The sequence below is a fragment of the Micrococcus sp. 2A genome, assembly GCF_039519235.1.
Lineage (GTDB): Bacteria > Actinomycetota > Actinomycetes > Actinomycetales > Micrococcaceae > Micrococcus.
This window is the reverse complement of the sequence record NZ_CP154351.1, coordinates 2,173,474-2,188,873: the sequence shown is the minus strand read 5'-3', so window position 1 is coordinate 2,188,873 and position 15,400 is coordinate 2,173,474. Positions and strand designations below refer to the sequence as shown.

The window sequence follows — 15,400 nt, the reverse complement described above, 5'->3', positions numbered from 1 at the left end:
TCACGGGCGCAAGGGAGGAGTCCAGTGGCGACCCTGCCCGTCCTGCGGCGGACGCACCCTGCCTGCCGGGGCCGGCCGGGGCGGCGTGGATCGGGTGGGCCTGTGCCACGCGTCACTGCCCTGATATTGTCTGACCACATCGACCGACCCGGAGGGACCGCTCATGAGGATCGCCCTGTTCGCCACGTGCATCGTGGACGCCATGCACCCGCGCGTCGCACTCGCCACGGTGCGCGTCCTCGAACGGCTCGGCCACGAGGTCGTCTTCCCGCCGGGCCAGGGCTGCTGCGGCCAGATGCACATCAACAGCGGCTACCTGGACGATGCGGTCCCCGTGGTCCGCAACCACGTGCGCGCCTTCCAGCGCGCGGAGTACGACGTCGCCGTCGCGCCCTCCGCCTCGTGCGTCGCCTCCCTGGGGCACCAGCAGCCGATGGTCGCGCGTCGCGTGGGGGACGAGGGCCTCGCCCGCGACGCCGCCGAGGTGGCCGGGCGCACCTACGAGCTCTCCCAGCTGCTCACCGACGTCCTCGGCGTCACCGACGCGGCCGCCCAGCTCGACTCGTGGTTCCCGCACGCGGTGACCTACCACCCGTCCTGCCACGGCATGCGCCTGCTCCGGCTCGGCGACCGGCAGAAGGACCTCGTGCGCACGGTGGCGGACATCGACTTTCGCGAGCTGCCGGACGCCGAGGAGTGCTGCGGGTTCGGCGGCACCTTCTCGCTCAAGAACCCGGACGTCTCCGGGGCGATGGCCGAGGAGAAGATCGCGAACGTCGAGCGGTCCGGCGCGTCCGTCTGCACGGGCGGCGACGCGTCCTGCCTGCTCCACCTCGGCGGCGCCATGTCTCGGCGGGGCACCACGGCTCCCGACGGCGGACCCGTCACCACCCTGCACTTCGCCGAGATCCTCGCGGCCACCCGGGAGCATCCGCTGGACGTCTCCGGCCCCGTCGAGCTGTCCATCCCGAAGGAGGCCGTCCGATGACCCGCACCCGCCTCGGCATGCCCGCCGTCCGCCGCGTCCACGGCCAGGGGGACATCGTGCTGGAGACGCCCTTCCCCGCCTCCGCGCGCGAGGAGCTGGGCAACGCCCAGATGCGCACCAACATCCGCCACGCCACCCACACGATCCGCGGGAAGCGCGGCCGCGTCGTGGACGAGCTGCCGGACTGGCCGGAGCTGCGTCAGGCGGGCTCCGCCCTCAAGCAGCGGGTCATGGCCGAGCTGCCCGAGCTCCTCGAGCAGTTCGAACGGAACGTGACGGAGCGCGGCGGCGTGGTGCACTGGGCGCGGGACGCGGAGGAGGCGAATCGCATCATCACGGACCTGGTCACGGCGAAGGGCGTGGACGAGGTCATCAAGGTGAAGTCCATGGCCACGCAGGAGATCGGCCTGGAGGCCGCCCTCGCGAAGGCGGGGGTCGCTGCCACGGAGACCGACCTGGCGGAGCTGATCGTCCAGCTGGGGCACGACCGCCCCTCGCACATCCTCGTCCCGGCGATCCACCGCAACCGCGGCGAGGTCCGGGACATCTTCCTCCGGGAGATCCCCACCGCGGATCCCGGCCTCACGGACGATCCGTCCGAGCTGGCGAACACCGCACGCGCCCACCTGCGGGAGAAGTTCCTCACCACCTCGGTGGCGATCTCCGGCGCGAACTTCGGCGTGGCCGAGAGCGGCACGCTCACCGTGGTGGAGTCCGAGGGCAACGGCCGCATGTGCCTGACCCTGCCGGACACCCTCATCACGGTGATGGGCATCGAGAAGATCGTCCCCACGTTCCAGGACCTCGAGGTCTTCCTGCAGCTGCTTCCGCGCTCCTCGACCGGAGAGCGCATGAACCCCTACACCTCGATGTGGACGGGCGTCACCGAGGGTGACGGGCCCCAGGAGTTCCACCTGGTCCTGCTGGACAACGGGCGCTCGGCCGTCCTCTCCGATCCCGAGGGACGCTCCGCCCTGCACTGCATCCGCTGCTCGGCGTGCATGAACGTGTGCCCCGTGTACGAGCAGACCGGCGGCCATGCCTACGGCTCGGTGTACCCGGGCCCGATCGGCGCGATCCTCTCCCCGCAGCTCACCGGCGTCGAGGAGGGCGAGAACGGCTCCCTGCCCTACGCGTCCTCGCTGTGCGGCGCCTGCTATGACGTCTGCCCCGTCGCGATCAACATCCCGGAGATCCTCGTCCACCTGCGCGACGAGGACGTGATGGCCACGCATGCCCGGAAGAGGGAGGAGAGCCGGGTCCCCGTCCCCTCGCAGATGGACGTGCTCATGGCCGGCGCGAAGACGGTCATGTCCTCGGGGACCCTCATGGGCCTGGCCGAGCGTGGCCTGCCCGCCGGCCGCCTGGCCGCCGGGCCGGACCGCAAGCTCGGCTGGCTGCCGGGCATCGCGGGCCACTGGACGGACGAGCGCGACGTCCCCGCGCCACCGCGGGAGTCCTTCCGCGCGTGGTGGCGCAGGCACGGACACGAGCACGGCGAGGAGAACCGATGACCGCCCCCCAGCCCATCGACGCGAAGAGCGCCATCCTCGGCCGCATCCGCGAGGCCCTGCAGGACGGGCCGACGCCGGACCCCGTGGAGCGGACCTACCGGCGCCACTCCGAGGCGAGCCGGACCGACGTCCTCCATCAGCTGGAGGACCGCCTGCTGGACTACAAGGCGAGCGTGCACCGCGAGGACCTCACCACGGTGGGTGCCCGGATCGGCGCCCTGCTCGGCGCGGGAGCGCGCTACGTGGCCCCCGCGGGGCTGGACCCCGCGTGGCTGCCCGCCGACGACGACGCCGCGGGGCGCGAGCGCCTCGTGGACGGCGCCGCCGGCGAGCCGCTCACCGTCCGCACGCTCGACGGGCTCGACGCCGTCGTCACCGGCTCCACGGTGACCTGCTCCGAGACCGGCACGATCTTCCTCACCGGCCGCCCCGGCGAGGGTCGCCGGGCGCTCAGCCTGGTGCCCGACCACCATGTGTGCGTCGTGCCCGTCGAGTCGGTGGTGGAGCTCATCCCGGAGGCGCTCGAGCGCGTCCCGCCGACGGCCGTGATCACGATGATCTCGGGCCCCTCTGCCACCTCGGACATCGAGCTCGTCCGCGTCGAGGGCGTCCACGGCCCGCGACGTCTGGACGTGATCCTCCTGGACACCGGCGCGGCCTGACCGCGCTCCCGGCCGCGGGCGGCACGGCGGGGACGGGTGTGGCCCGCGCCCTACAGTGGGCGGATGCCGCCCGTCCCCGCCCACGCCGAGCCCGCCGCGACCGAGCCGCACCGCCGCCGTCGGGCTCCGCTGCTCCTCGCGCTGGCGCTCGCCCTCCTCCTCCAGCTCGTGGTCCTCTACCTTCCGGGCCAGGCCGTGCCGAGCGCCGGGTTCGAGGTGCCGGGCCTGGACAAGGCGATCCACGCGGCGATCTTCGCGGCACCAGCCGCCCTGATCGCCGCCGCCCGGCTCCCGGCCGGCTGGCTCGTGCCGCTCGCCGCCCACGCGCCCGTGTCCGAGGTCCTCCAGCTGACCCTCGTGCCGCACCGCAGCGCGGATCCGTGGGACGTGGCGGCGGACCTCACGGGGGTGGCGCTGGGCGCCGCCGTCGGGCGGGCGATGCGCCGGTGGGCCGTGCCGGGAGGCGGGCGCCGGCGCGGATGCCGTGCGACCCGATTGGAGGATCGTGCACGGCAGGAGTATGCTTCTACGGTGTCCTCGAGCAGAGGGCATGACCTGGGGCTATAGCTCAGTTGGTAGAGCGTTTCGTTCGCAATGAAAAGGTCAGGGGTTCAATTCCCCTTAGCTCCACGGACCGTCCCGGTCCGCGATCCTCACGGATGGCGGACCGGGACTTTCTCGTTCCGCGGCCGAGCCCGGCGGGAAGGGGATCCGGATCACTCTCCCGGACCCCCTTGACAGACCCCGCCCTCGTGTACTTTCCGCGCGCCCCGCGCGCCAGTACAGTCGGCCCGTACGTCTGTTCGCCAGCCGCCCCTCCCGGGCGCGTCGTCGCCCCTCACCGGGCCGAGAGGGGGCCACCCATGCGCATCGCGGTGCTCACCCACATGCTCCATCCCATCCGTTCGCCGTACGCCGGCGGCCTCGAGATGCACACGGCCCTCACCGTGGAGCACCTCGTCCGCCGCGGCCATGACGTCCGCGTGTACGGCCGGGAGGGCACCCAGGTGCCGGGTGAGTTCATCCCGGTCCTGGCGAAGGAGGGCGCCATGGGCGACGGCGACGAGGCCGTCGCCGTGCGCGAGCGCGCGATGGAGGCGGCCTGTGACGCCGTGCTGGCCTCGGACGCCGACGTCGTGCTCAACAACTCCCTCACCCCGGTGCCGCTGCAGCGCATGCGCTCCGCGCCGATGCTCACCGTGCTCCACACCCCGGCCACGCTGAACCGCGTGCTCCGCGTCCTCGACGAGCCCGGGTGGACCGCCCCGAAGCATCACCGCTGGGCGTCCGTCTCCGCGTCCAACGCGATCGCCTGGCAGCACCGCCTGCCCCGCGTGGACGTGGTGCCCAACGGGATCGAGCTGCAGAAGTGGGTCAGCGACGCCGCGCCCGTGCCGGGCCGCGCCGTGTGGGCCGCGCGCATCACGGGGGAGAAGGGCCTGCACATCGCCATCGACGCCGCCCGCGGCGCCGGCATGGAGCTGCACTTCGCCGGGCCGATCTCCGACCAGGCGTACTACGACGACGTGATCCTGCCCCGCCTGGGCGAGGACACCGTCTACCACGGCCACCTGGACCACTCCACGCTGCCGGACATGCTGGCCACCGGCGAGGTGTACCTCTCCACGCCGCTGTGGGCCGAGCCGTTCGGCCTGGCCACGGTGGAGGCCATGGCGCTCGGGGTCCCCGTGGCGGCACTGCTCTCCGGCTCGATGGGCGAGATCGTGGCCCCGCAGGCCGGCGACCTCGCGGTGCACCACTCCGCCGAGACGCTCACCGACTCCATCCGCCACGCCCGCCGCAAGGACCGCGGCCGCGTGAAGGCCTGGGCCCGCCGCTTCAGCTCGGACACCATGGTGGAGGGCTACCTCGACCTGCTCGAGCAGGTCGTCGAGGACCACGAGGCGCCGCGCTCGTGACCGGCGGGGGCAGGCGGCGCGTCCTCTACTACGCCCACCAGCACGGATCCGGGCACGTCCGGCACGCGGCCAACCTCGCGGGAACAGGGGCGTTCAGCGTCACGGTGGTGACGGCGCATCCCGCCGCGGGGGACATGCTCCCCGCCGGGACCCGTCTCGTCCCGCTGCCCACGGACCTCGTGGACGGGCACGTCCAGCCCGCGCGCTCGCCCCTGCACCACACGCCCGCCGGCCCGGTGATCCGCGCGCGCTTCGCCGCCCTGCTCGCCGCCGCGCAGGAGGCGGAGCCGGACGTGTGCGTCGTGGACGTCTCCGTGGAGGCCGCCCTGTTCCTGCGCCTGGCGGGCTACCCGGTGATCCACCGGCGCATGCACGGCGACCGCACCGACCCCGCCCACGAGCTCGTCTACGCCGAGGCCGACCGGCTGATCGCCCACTACGGGGTCACGCTCGAGGACCCCGCGTGGCAGGCCGTCCACGGTGCGCGCACCACCCACCTGGGCGTCCCGGACGTCACGGGCCGCCTCGGCGCCGCGGCGGCGACGACGGGCGCGGCCCGTCCGCGCGTCGGTGTCATCACCGGCACGGGCGGGGGAGGGGTGAGCACGGCCGCCCTCGCCCGGGCCGCCGCCGCGGTCCCGCACGCGACGTGGGACGTCTACGGGCCCGTCGCCGGAGTCGAGGCCACAGCCGCCCGGCCCGCCGCCGACGGCGAGGCGGGGGCGGGCGAGCCCGCCGACGTCGCGCGCGCGGCCGGCCTGCCGGGGAACGTGCGCCTGCACGGCTGGGCGCCCGACGTCCCCGTGCGGGCGGCCGAGGCCGACGTCGTGGTGGTGTCCGCGGGCCACAACGCGAGCGTGGACGCGGCCCGCTCCGGCCGCCCCGTGGTGCTCGCGCCCGAGCCGCGGCCCTTCGCCGAGCAGCTGTTCTTCGCCCGGGCCGCCGAGCGCGCCGCGGGCGTGCCGTGGTGCGCGTGGGAGGACCCGGACGCGGACTGGTCCGGGGCCGTGGAGCGGGCCCTCGCGGACCCGTCCGCCGCGGACCGCCTGGCCGCCGCCCTCCTCGTGGATCCGGCGGAGTACCGCCGCCGCTGGGAGGACGCGGTGGAGGCGGCGCTGGCCTGAGCGGGCCGAGGGCTCAGTACGCGGCGTCCTCCCGGCGGGCGGCGGCGAGCTCCTCGGGGCCCGGGCGGCGCAGCAGCTCGAGCCGCTCGCCCGCGGGATCCCACGCGATCAGGCCGGCCTCCGCGAAGGCGCGCAGCCACCCCTCCATGGCCCACCGGCCGTGCACGGCACGGAACCGCTTCGCGTTCACCAGGATGTCCTCGAGGTGGTTTACCGGAGGGGAGAAGACGCCGTGGTGCTGGTGGAACACCTCGGCGGGGCTGAAGCGCAGCCGCAGCCCGGCGTCGCGGGCGCGGAAGGCGATGTCGGTGTCCTCGGCGCCGTAGCCGGAGAAGCCCGCGTCGAAGCCGCCGATCCGTTCGAGGTCGGACCGCGCGATCGCCAGCACGAGCGTCCACACCAGGTGCCACTCCTCCGAGGGGCCGGCCGTCAGGTGGGCGCGCCCGTGGTGGGGCACGGAGAGGCGGCGCAGGGCGCCGTCGGTGAGGGGCGGGGACGCGGTGCCGGGCTCGCCGCCCGCGTCCCCGAGGGTGCCCGCGGACGGCAGCGTGGCGGTCCAGCCGGCACCGAGGTAGCGCGGCGTGCCCATCACCACGGAGCCCGGATGCGCGGCCACCTCCGAGGTGAGCGTGCCCACGGTGTCCGCGGCGGGGATGCAGTCCACGTCGAGGAACACGAGCACCTCGCCCGTGGCCAGCGCGGCGGCGGCGTTGCGGGCCTCCGCGAGCGGCAGTCCGCCCCGGCCGGCCACGTGGCCGACCGTGACGTCCAGGCCCGTGGCGGGCACGTCCCCGTCGGGCTGGTCCATGAACACGACCACCACCTGCTCAGGGCGGCGCGCCGAGCGCTCCAGGCCCGCGAGGAGGCGGGCCAGGTGAGCGTCCCGGTGGCCGGTGATCACCAGCACGGAGACCGTCTTCAGGGTGCCGTGCCGGCGCGCCCACGCCTCGCGGTAGGCGGCCACGTGGGTGGCGGCCACGCGGCGGCGCTGGCGCGCGCGCGCGGCCACCGGCACCGGGCGCAGCCGGTGCCGGCCGCGGAGGAGCCGCTCGAGGGCGTCGGCGAGGGAGTCCGCGTCCTGCCGGTCGAACGCGGCGAGCGCGTCCGGGGAGACCCACGCGCGCGCCTGGTCCGCGATGTGCCCGACGTCCGCCACGGCCACCGGCACCCCGAGGTCCCGGCACATCTCCACCCAGCCCGAGTGCGTGCCCGTGCGGTAGGGCAGCACGGACACGGCGACGCGGCGCAGCAGGGCGTGCAGCTCGGGATCGGCCAGGCGGGCGTGCTGCCACAGCTCGAAGCCGTGGTGCTCGCAGCCCTCCCGCAGGCGCTCCAGGTCCGCCTCGCTGCGCACCGAGTCCTGCACCTCCACGATCACGTGGGTCTCCAGGCCGCGCTCGTCCAGCATCCCGACGGCGGCGGCGAGCGTGGGCAGGAACCCCACGGGGTCCACCTGGGCGCGCAGGTCCTTCGCGTGCACCAGGAGGCGGGCGGGGGCGACGGCGGCGCGCTCCTCCTCGTCGCCCTCGCCGGCGGCGGGGCCGGCGTCGTCCGGGGCGGGGGCGGGGTCCGCCGGGGCGAGCTCGGCGAGGGCGTCGAGCGGGACGATGTGCGGATGCGGCACCACGTGGGCCCGCACCCCGTAGTCGCGGGCCACCGCGTCGGCCGCGCCGGGGGTCAGGGTGAACACGGCGTCGGCGGCCTCCAGGAGCACGGCGAGGCGCCGCCGGTGCAGGGTCTGGTCCGTCAGGTGCGGGTTCTCGAGGTCGTGCACGGTGACCACCACGGCCCCGCCGTGCGCGTGCTGGGCGTCCATGGCCGCCGCGAGCTCGTCCGGGGTGCGGTGCTCGAAGCCGAAGTGCACGTGCAGCACGTCCGGGCGGTGCTCGGCGAGCCAGCGCGCGTCGAGCGCCTGGGGCGGCCACCACTGGTGCTCCGGCGCGCCGGGGACGGGAGGGTCCGGCCAGAACTCCACGTCCGGGGCCGCGGAGGCGTCCAGCGGACGCACGGCGCGGCTGTAGGGGTGCCCGGCGGGCACGTGCTGCACGGTGAGGGTCACGGCGGTGGCTTTCGGACGGCGGTGGAAGCGGCGTGTCCGCGTCCCCCCGCGGGTCCGCGCACGTCGTAGGCTGGCCTGGGCGGTGGGCCGGCACGACTCCCTGAGTCGACGCCACCGCGCAGACCACCATTCCACCACGTGAGGAACAGTGACGATGGAGCCGGAAGCGAGGGGGCGCGTGCTGTACGCGACCGTGGGTCCAGACGAGCACGGCGTGACGCGCCACGGAGCCGCCGCGCGGCGCACCCTCCAGGGGCTGGGCGCGGACGTCGAGCCCCTGCACGCCACGGACTCCTCCGACTTCCTGGGGCTCGCCGGGGTCCTCCGGGACGCCGTCGACGACGGCCGGGCGGTCCACCTGGACGTGACGGACGCGCTGTTCGGGCCCTCGCCCGCCGCGGCGGCCGACTGCCTGCTCGAGGTGCTGCCCCCGGCGGTGACGCTCACCCTGCACGACATCCCCCAGGCCGCCGAGGGCGAGGAGCGCTTCCGGCGGCGCGCCGAGGCCTACGCGCGGATCGCGCGGCACGTGGCCGGCGTCGTGGTCTCCTCGGAGCACGAGCGGGCGCTGCTGGACGACATCGTGGACGTGGCCGTGCACGTGGTGCCGCTGCCCGTGGAGGACCGCCGCGCCATGCTCTCCGACACGCGGCCGGAGCTGCCGGAGCACCTGGCCGGGCTCGAGGACGACGTGGTGGTGTTCGGCTTCCTCTACCCGGGCAAGGGCCACGCCGTGGCGCTGGACGCCCTCGCCGAGCTGCACCGCCAGTGGGGCCCGGGCAGCGGGGCGCCGCGCCGCGTGACCGCGCTCGGCCCGGTCTCCGCGGGCCACGACCGCCTCGTGCGGGAGCTGCGCGAGAGCGCGCGGGACCGCGGGCTGGAGTTCCGCGCCACGGGCTTCGTGCCGGACGAGCTCTCCGACGCCGCGCTGCTGGCCGCGGGCATCCCGCTGGCCGCGCACCGCAACGTCTCGGCGTCCGGCTCGCTCGGCTCGTGGATGGGCGTGGGGCGCCGGCCGATCGTGCCGAGCGGCCGGTACGTCCAGGAGATGGCGCGCCTGCGGCCCGGCACGCTGCGGGTCACCGGCGTGGACACCGGTCCCCTGGACTACGCGCTGGCCGAGGCCATCGCGGAGGCCGTGGAGGACCACCGCCGCACCTGGCTGGCGCCCGGCACGAGCCTCGAGCCCGGCCCCGAGACGTGCGCGCGGCGGCTCGCGGACGTGTGGGCCACGGTCCACGGGTGGGCATGACCGCGCCCGAGGTCTCCGTGGTGGTGCCCTACTACCGGGCGCAGGCGGACCTGGACCGGCTCCTCGCGGCCCTCGCCGCGCAGGACCACCCGGCCTCCCGGCTGCAGGTGGTGATCGCCGACGACGGCTCGCCCGAGCCGCCCGCGCTCCCCGCGGAGCTGCCCTTCGCCTCCGCCGTGGTGCGCCACGAGGACCGCGGCTTCCGCGCCTCGGCGGCCCGCGCGCTGGGGGTCCAGGCCGCCGAGGGCTCCGTGCTGGCCTTCCTCGACGGCGACATGCTCCCCGAGCCCGGCTACCTCACCGCCGCGTGCGCCGCGCCCGCGGCGAGCGGCCTGGCCGTGGTGGTGGGACGGCGTCGTCATCTGGACCCGCGGCTGCTGGAGGCGGGTGGCTGGCGGCCGGGGGAGTCCGTCCCGGAGTGGGCGCGCCTGGAGGAGCCCGCGTGGCTCGCGCGGGCCTACGCCGACTCCGAGGACCTGCGGCGTGCGGACTCCACGTCCTACCGGTTCATCATCTCGGCGGTGCTCACGGTGGCGCGCGAGGTCTACGAGGACGCGGGCGGCTTCGACCCCTCCTTCGTCGGCTACGGGGGTGAGGACTGGGAGCTCGCGCACCGGCTGTGGCGGGCCGGGGGAGCGTTCGCGTACGAGCCGCGCGCCGTCGCGTGGCAGGCCGGGGAGGACTTCGGCGGCCGCGAGGACCCGGCCGAGGCCAGGCGTGTGAAGAACCGCGAGGCCCTCGTCCTCGCGCCGAGGATCGCCGCGCCCACCGCGCGGGGGCTGAGCCTCGGCCTCGGCGGGGAGGACCGCCCCGCACGGGCGGCCGTGACGCTGAGGGTCGCCGGCGACGCCGCCACCGTGCTGGGCGCGGACGCCCTCCTGCAGGCGTTCCCGAGCGCCCGGCTCCTCGTGCGCGGGGCGCTGGGCGACGACGCCGCGGCCTGCCTGACCGACGAGCGCGTGGCGCTCGAGGCGCCTGCGGGGGAGCCGGACGCGGCGGGGCCGAGTGACCCCCGCGTGGCCCTGAGATCCGCCCCGGACTGGGGCGTCGACGTCGCGGTGCCGGTGCGCCCGGCCGAGCCCGGCGTGCGCCCTGTGCCGAAGGACGCCTCGGACTTGCTGCTGAGGCTGGAGCGGGACGGCGTGGAGCGCGTGGAGGTGACCGACGAGGCGGACGACGTCCTCGCAACGCTGACCTCTTCCCGCGCGCGGTGGCGCGAGCACCGCGAGGGGGCCGTCCCGCCGGCGCGGACGCTGCGGGTCCGCGCGGCGGATCTGGGCTGGCGCGCGGTGGAGGCCGAGCCGGACCTCGAGGCCTGGTGGGGCGGCTGGGGCTGAACCGCTGGCGGCGGACGCGCCGTCTCGATAGCCTCGAGGCGGGACGGAGCCCGCAGGACCGCTCCGAGCACCATGATCTGACGACGGAGGCACGCACGTGGCGAACTGGGACGAGGGCCGGCTGCGGCACTACGGGCACTTCTACGGGCTCGAGGACCTGCCGGAGGGGGACCTGCTGCTCGTGTGGGGCAACTGCCAGGCGGAGTCGTACCGGCGGCTGCTCGGCGGCGAGCCGGGCACGGCCATGCTCGGTGACTCCGGGCTGAACACGGTGCGCGTCCCGCCGGCCTTCGAGATCCAGCCGGACGAGGTGGAGCACCTCGAGCGCCTGCTGACCCGCACCCGCGCCCTCGTCACGCAGCCCATCCCCCACGACTACCGCGGCATGCCGATCGGCACGGAGCAGCTGATCGCGCAGCTGCCCGAGGATGCCCCGGTGGTCCGGATCCCGGTGGTCTACGACACCTCGCGCTTCCCGTGGCAGGTGACCCTGCGCAACTGGAAGTTCGCCCCCGGCGCCGCTGAGCGGCCAGGCGAGGACCCGCCCGTCGTCCCGTACCACGACCTCCGCGTGCTCGCCGAGGCCGCCACGGGCCAGCGCCGCGAGGTGGCCCCCGAGGCCCTGCGCGCGGCCGCGGCGGCGTCCGTGCAGGCGCTGCGCACCCGTGAGGAGGCCAAGCGCACCGTCAGCATGGCGGACATCGTGGCGGGGGAGCGCGGCACCGGCTTCTACACGGTGAACCACCCCACCAACGTGGTGCTCACGCGCGTCGCCGAGCGCACGGCCGAGCAGTTCCCGTTCGAGGTGACGGTGCAGCCCGTGCCCGAGACGCGCGTGCTGCTCGGCGGCGTCCGCGCGCCGCTGCACACCTCGGTGGTGGAGGCCCTCGAGCTCGAAGCCGAGCCCACGGAGGACTGGAGCGTGGGCGGGGAGCTCATCCCGGACGAGCAGATGCGCCAGACGCATCTCGAGTGGTATGCGCAGAACCCGCTGGCCGTCGAGGTCGGGATGCGCAAGTACGCGGACCAGCTGCGCCTGCTCGGACTGGCGGGCTGATCGCCATGACGACGACATACGACGTCCTCATCGTCGGCGGCGGCAACGCGGGCATCTCGCTCGCAGCCAAGCTCCTCAAGGACGGGGCGGGGCGGATCGCCGTCGCCGACGGTCAGCAGGTGCACCGCTACCGCCCCATGCTCAACTACGCCGCGGGCGGGCAGGCGGACATGGCCGGGTTCGAGCGGTCGATGCACGCCGTGGTCCCGGACGGCGTGGACTGGATCCCGGACCACGTGGCCGCCGTGGACGCCGCGGCGCGCACCGCGACCACGTCGACCGGACTCACCGTCGGCTTCCGTCACCTGGTGCTGTGCCCGGGTCTCACCCCGTGGTGGAGCGCGATCGACGGGCTCCGCGCGGCCTACGGGGCCGGCTGGGCCGCGAGCGCGCATGTGCCCGAGTACGTGGAGCCCGCGCGTCGGCTCCTGGCGGGCGTCGCCGCGGGGGACCGCGTGGTGGCGAACGTGCCGGCCGAGCCGTCCTCGTGCGGCGGCACCGTGCTCAAGGCGCTGTTCCTGGCATGCGCGGCGTGGGAGCGGGCGGGGATCCTCGGCGAGGTCGACGTCCATCTGGTGACGCCTTACGACCGCATCCTGGACCGCCCCACCATCGACGACGCCCTCGCCGACGCCGTGGTGCGCTATGGCGTCCACGTGCACGCCGGCGCCGAGGTGACCGCCGTGGACCACGCGGCTCGCACGGTGACGCTGAGCACCGGCGAGCGGATCGACGGGGTGGACGCCGCCTACGTGACCCCCGTGGTGCACGCCCCCGAGTTCATCGCGGAGGCGGGCCTGGGCGACGGCGGCCCCGCCGGGCTCGCGGACGTGGACCCGGAGACCCTGCGTCACCGGGGGCACCCGCACGTGTGGGCCCTCGGCGACGCCGCGTCGGTGCAGACGCGGCCTTCCGGCGGCGCCCTGCGCAAGCAGGTCAAGGCCCTGGCGCAGAACATCCAGGCGGCGGACGACGGCGGCGAGCTGCAGCGCTACGACGGCTACACGGTGATCCCCGTGATGGTCAGCCGCGACGAGCTGGTGCTGGACGAGCACGTCCGGGACGGCTCCGAGGACCGCTCGATCCCCGGCGTGGACGTGACGAAGCCCCGCCGAAGCACGGCCGTGTTCGACCGGTTCGGCCAGCCGCGGATCTACTGGAACCGCCTGCTCAAGGGGAAGGTGTGAGGTTGTAGGGGCATCCGGCTCCAGGCGTGTGGACAGGATCCCGGGCCCGGGGTGGGATGGGCGTATGACTGAAGCGCCCTGGGTTTCGTTCCGAGGTCAGGACGCAGCGGGCGCTGAATGGGACTGGTGCACCCTCACTCGGACGCCCGCTCGGGGAGGCACCTCACGTGGGCCGATCCGACGGGGTTCAGTCTGCTCGGGCCTCGGACACGGACTCCTTGAGCACGGCGAGCTCCGTCTGCGACAACTCCGTGCCCGTGACTGGCAGGACGTCATTTTGCTCGACCGCAAGCACGCCCTCTTGTAGGTTGACCGGCGTCGGATACCACCCCGCGTCTACAAGGTTGAAGAGATACAGGTCTCCGGCCCCCGCGGTCAGCACCGGAGCGCCGCTCAGCTCGAACTTCTGGCCATCCTTGACCCCGCCTAAGATGCTGAACTCCAGGGTCTCACCCGGCTGCACATCACCCTTGACGACCGTTTCGACCTGCACGGTGTACACGGTTGAGGGAAGGGCCATTGGCTCCGGGTCCTTGGGGTTCGGCACCGCGCCAGGCTCCTTCATGAGGTCCCAGACTTCAACCCGAGATGCGATCACCCGGCCCACAACCGAGTAGTCCGACGCCTGCTGAACGTCCTCGGCAGTGCTGTAGCTGACGTACCGCGCGTGAAGGGTTTGAGTCTCCTCCGCCGACGTCTCCGGTGTGGCGGAGTGGGCCGTTGACTCCTTCCCGGCCTGAACCGAGGCAGTCATTGCAGGAGACGGCACTTGCGCTCCCTCCACCGCCTCCGGGGCACTGCAGCCCGCAAGCAGGAGGCCGGCCGCGACTATGCCTGCACCGATGGGAAGGGAGGAACGAGGTGACCTCATCAGAGTGATCCCTTCAGGATGGAGGTGGGAATGGACACCGGGCACTGAGCGGTCGGGCTGCGCAGCGACCCGTCATAGCGTCGGACCCCGTCAAAGTCGTATGCGTAGGGGGTCGTCCGGCTCAGACTTGTGGAGTACTTCATGATCGAAGCCGCCGAGGTGGTCGGGTTGTCAGCGAGGCTCAGGGCGTGGCCAAACTCGTGTGTAGCAGTGCCCCTGGCTATGAGATCGACCGCGACGCCGCTGCTAGCCGAGGCCTTTGAGATGGCCGTGCGGTTGACCTGAATGGTAAAGCTACGAGCCGCCCGGGTTCCGCTGGGGGTGTACAAGCCCAGCCAGGGCTGGGTGACCGCGACGTCCTTTGCCTTCTTCACATTCGACGAACTGGTCCCGCTGATCGATGAGACGCTCGACCACGCCGTTCGCCCAAAGTTCAGCCGGGAGGTCCACGTGCTAGTTGATCCGATGATCTGCGTGGTGAAGTGCGTGGACCCGTTCCCGTACGGATAGTAGTCAGCCGCGGCAGAGGGTGCGTGAGCGAGCACCAGGGCAGCCGCTGCACCGAGGCTGACCAATCCCCTCCGCAGGGTAGAGCGTCGGGTGGGGGTGTTGGACAAGTGCCGGTTCATGTGAACCACCTTTTGTGTGATATAGAACACACTCAACGTACTCCGCCCCTAACCCCCCGACAAGAGGTCGACGAGATTCGCTAGGTACGAACCGGCCGGTGGCCATGGACGTGTTGCCCTGGTATACGGCCATCGGCAGTCTGTAAACACTGTTTACGAACTACCGATGGAGGGACTTCTGATGACGACGATTCAGGACCCGGCCGAGCACATGACCGCGCACGCGAGCCGAGAGGACGTGCAGGCGTGCCTGCACGTGCTGGACGCCCTGCAGGACGGTGCGCCGGCTGACTGCGAGGCGCACGCGACGCTGCTGGAGACCGCCGTGGCCCTGGCCGACGCCCTGCAGGACGACACGACCCGGTGAGCATGACCCGGCAGTCCCCACACCCCTCCGGGCGCGTCGTCTCTGTCCGTCTGCCCGAGCACATCATCCAGCGGTTGGATGCCCTGTCTGAACGCACCGGACGGTCCCGAGGTGTCTACCTGCGCATGGCCGTCGCCGCGCTGCTCCCCCTGCTGGAAGACCACCACTGGCACCAGCAGACAGCCGCCTACGAGAGTCGCATCTTCGAGGAAGAGTTCCGGCGTCTGACCTCCCAGCTGATCGAGGAACACCCCGCCCCAAACACAAGGGAGACCCCACCGTGAAGCGTGCCCTCATTCCTGGCTAGGGCCGTCCCGGCATGGGCTGGGCTGTGGGACCCGAAGCGGGCCGCCTACAACGCCGTCTACCGGCGCACCACCTTCGGCCGGGGCGACGCCCTGCGAATGTTCCGCTGACCACCGCTCCACCACCCT

Annotated in this window: 15 protein-coding genes and 1 tRNA gene; 13 read left to right on the top strand and 3 right to left on the bottom strand. The window is 73.8% G+C overall.

Features of this window, described 5'->3' with window-relative positions:
- The first annotated feature begins 163 nt into the window (after positions 1-163).
- The 7 genes from AAG742_RS10060 (at position 164) to AAG742_RS10030 (ending at position 6,207) form a co-directional block, all read left to right on the top strand.
- Positions 164-988: a (Fe-S)-binding protein gene (locus AAG742_RS10060; RefSeq protein WP_298712288.1), complete on the top strand. Its 825-nt coding sequence runs from the start codon at positions 164-166 to the stop codon at positions 986-988.
- Positions 985-2,502: a LutB/LldF family L-lactate oxidation iron-sulfur protein gene (locus AAG742_RS10055; protein ID WP_298712291.1), complete on the top strand. Its 1,518-nt coding sequence runs from the start codon at positions 985-987 to the stop codon at positions 2,500-2,502. Before AAG742_RS10060 ends, AAG742_RS10055 begins: the two co-directional genes overlap by 4 nt.
- Positions 2,499-3,164, top strand: coding sequence for an LUD domain-containing protein (locus AAG742_RS10050; protein WP_298712294.1), 666 nt, complete (start codon positions 2,499-2,501; stop codon positions 3,162-3,164). The genes AAG742_RS10055 and AAG742_RS10050 overlap by 4 nt, the downstream gene beginning before the upstream one ends.
- Positions 3,165-3,227: 63 nt before the next feature.
- On the top strand, positions 3,228-3,731 hold the full coding sequence (locus tag AAG742_RS10045) for a VanZ family protein (RefSeq protein WP_298712297.1): 504 nt from the start codon (positions 3,228-3,230) through the stop codon (positions 3,729-3,731).
- Positions 3,722-3,794 (top strand) — tRNA-Ala (locus tag AAG742_RS10040). Before AAG742_RS10045 ends, AAG742_RS10040 begins: the two co-directional genes overlap by 10 nt.
- Before the next feature lie 233 nt (positions 3,795-4,027).
- Positions 4,028-5,083, top strand: coding sequence for a glycosyltransferase (locus AAG742_RS10035; protein WP_298712300.1), 1,056 nt, complete (start codon positions 4,028-4,030; stop codon positions 5,081-5,083).
- Positions 5,080-6,207 carry a glycosyl transferase gene (locus AAG742_RS10030; RefSeq protein ID WP_298712303.1) on the top strand — a complete coding sequence of 376 codons (1,128 nt, stop codon included), beginning with the start codon at positions 5,080-5,082 and terminating at the stop codon, positions 6,205-6,207. The genes AAG742_RS10035 and AAG742_RS10030 overlap by 4 nt, the downstream gene beginning before the upstream one ends.
- A gap of 13 nt (positions 6,208-6,220) precedes the next feature.
- Here AAG742_RS10030 and AAG742_RS10025 read toward each other — a convergent pair whose 3' ends face one another.
- Positions 6,221-8,266: a glycosyltransferase gene (locus AAG742_RS10025; protein ID WP_298712305.1), complete on the bottom strand. Its 2,046-nt coding sequence runs from the start codon at positions 8,264-8,266 to the stop codon at positions 6,221-6,223.
- A gap of 214 nt (positions 8,267-8,480) precedes the next feature.
- Between AAG742_RS10025 and AAG742_RS10020 the strand changes: the two genes are divergently transcribed.
- From AAG742_RS10020 to AAG742_RS10005, 4 genes are all read left to right on the top strand, one after another.
- Complete coding sequence (locus tag AAG742_RS10020; protein WP_343282116.1) at positions 8,481-9,518, top strand: hypothetical protein; 1,038 nt, start codon at positions 8,481-8,483, stop codon at positions 9,516-9,518.
- On the top strand, positions 9,515-10,855 hold the full coding sequence (locus AAG742_RS10015) for a glycosyltransferase (protein WP_298712311.1): 1,341 nt from the start codon (positions 9,515-9,517) through the stop codon (positions 10,853-10,855). Before AAG742_RS10020 ends, AAG742_RS10015 begins: the two co-directional genes overlap by 4 nt.
- 97 nt (positions 10,856-10,952) lie before the next feature.
- Entirely contained in the window at positions 10,953-11,912 is a 960-nt protein-coding gene (locus AAG742_RS10010; RefSeq protein ID WP_298712314.1) for a WcbI family polysaccharide biosynthesis putative acetyltransferase, read from the top strand.
- Positions 11,913-11,917: 5 nt separating this feature from the next.
- Positions 11,918-13,099, top strand: coding sequence for an FAD/NAD(P)-binding oxidoreductase (locus AAG742_RS10005; protein WP_298712317.1), 1,182 nt, complete (start codon positions 11,918-11,920; stop codon positions 13,097-13,099).
- Between the two features lie 187 nt (positions 13,100-13,286).
- On the opposite strand, the gene AAG742_RS10000 is transcribed toward AAG742_RS10005, so the two are convergent.
- Both AAG742_RS10000 and AAG742_RS09995 read right to left on the bottom strand, forming a co-directional pair.
- A complete protein-coding gene (locus AAG742_RS10000) occupies positions 13,287-13,853 on the bottom strand; it encodes a hypothetical protein (RefSeq protein WP_298712320.1) in 567 nt (188 codons plus the stop codon).
- 116 nt (positions 13,854-13,969) lie between these two features.
- Entirely contained in the window at positions 13,970-14,515 is a 546-nt protein-coding gene (locus tag AAG742_RS09995; RefSeq protein WP_343282115.1) for a hypothetical protein, read from the bottom strand.
- A 265-nt stretch (positions 14,516-14,780) separates the two neighbouring features.
- Here AAG742_RS09995 and AAG742_RS09990 point away from each other — a divergent pair, with 265 nt between their 5' ends.
- Both AAG742_RS09990 and AAG742_RS09985 read left to right on the top strand, forming a co-directional pair.
- On the top strand, positions 14,781-14,966 hold the full coding sequence (locus AAG742_RS09990) for a hypothetical protein (protein WP_298712326.1): 186 nt from the start codon (positions 14,781-14,783) through the stop codon (positions 14,964-14,966).
- A 2-nt stretch (positions 14,967-14,968) separates the two neighbouring features.
- Positions 14,969-15,250, top strand: coding sequence for a ribbon-helix-helix protein, CopG family (locus AAG742_RS09985; protein WP_298712329.1), 282 nt, complete (start codon positions 14,969-14,971; stop codon positions 15,248-15,250).
- The last annotated feature ends 150 nt before the right edge of the window (positions 15,251-15,400 follow it).

Excerpts from the sequence above, each read along its gene's own strand:
- AAG742_RS10060 (WP_298712288.1), top strand. The coding sequence starts at position 164 with ATGAGGATCGCCCTGTTCGCCACGTGCATCGTGGACGCCATGCACCCG.
- AAG742_RS10055 (WP_298712291.1), top strand. The coding sequence starts at position 985 with ATGACCCGCACCCGCCTCGGCATGCCCGCCGTCCGCCGCGTCCACGGC.
- AAG742_RS10050 (WP_298712294.1), top strand. The coding sequence starts at position 2,499 with ATGACCGCCCCCCAGCCCATCGACGCGAAGAGCGCCATCCTCGGCCGC.
- AAG742_RS10045 (WP_298712297.1), top strand. The coding sequence starts at position 3,228 with ATGCCGCCCGTCCCCGCCCACGCCGAGCCCGCCGCGACCGAGCCGCAC.
- AAG742_RS10035 (WP_298712300.1), top strand. The coding sequence starts at position 4,028 with ATGCGCATCGCGGTGCTCACCCACATGCTCCATCCCATCCGTTCGCCG.
- AAG742_RS10015 (WP_298712311.1), top strand. The coding sequence starts at position 9,515 with ATGACCGCGCCCGAGGTCTCCGTGGTGGTGCCCTACTACCGGGCGCAG.
- AAG742_RS10005 (WP_298712317.1), top strand. The coding sequence starts at position 11,918 with ATGACGACGACATACGACGTCCTCATCGTCGGCGGCGGCAACGCGGGC.
- AAG742_RS10000 (WP_298712320.1), bottom strand. The coding sequence starts at position 13,853 with ATGACTGCCTCGGTTCAGGCCGGGAAGGAGTCAACGGCCCACTCCGCC.
- AAG742_RS09990 (WP_298712326.1), top strand. The coding sequence starts at position 14,781 with ATGACGACGATTCAGGACCCGGCCGAGCACATGACCGCGCACGCGAGC.
- AAG742_RS09985 (WP_298712329.1), top strand. The coding sequence starts at position 14,969 with ATGACCCGGCAGTCCCCACACCCCTCCGGGCGCGTCGTCTCTGTCCGT.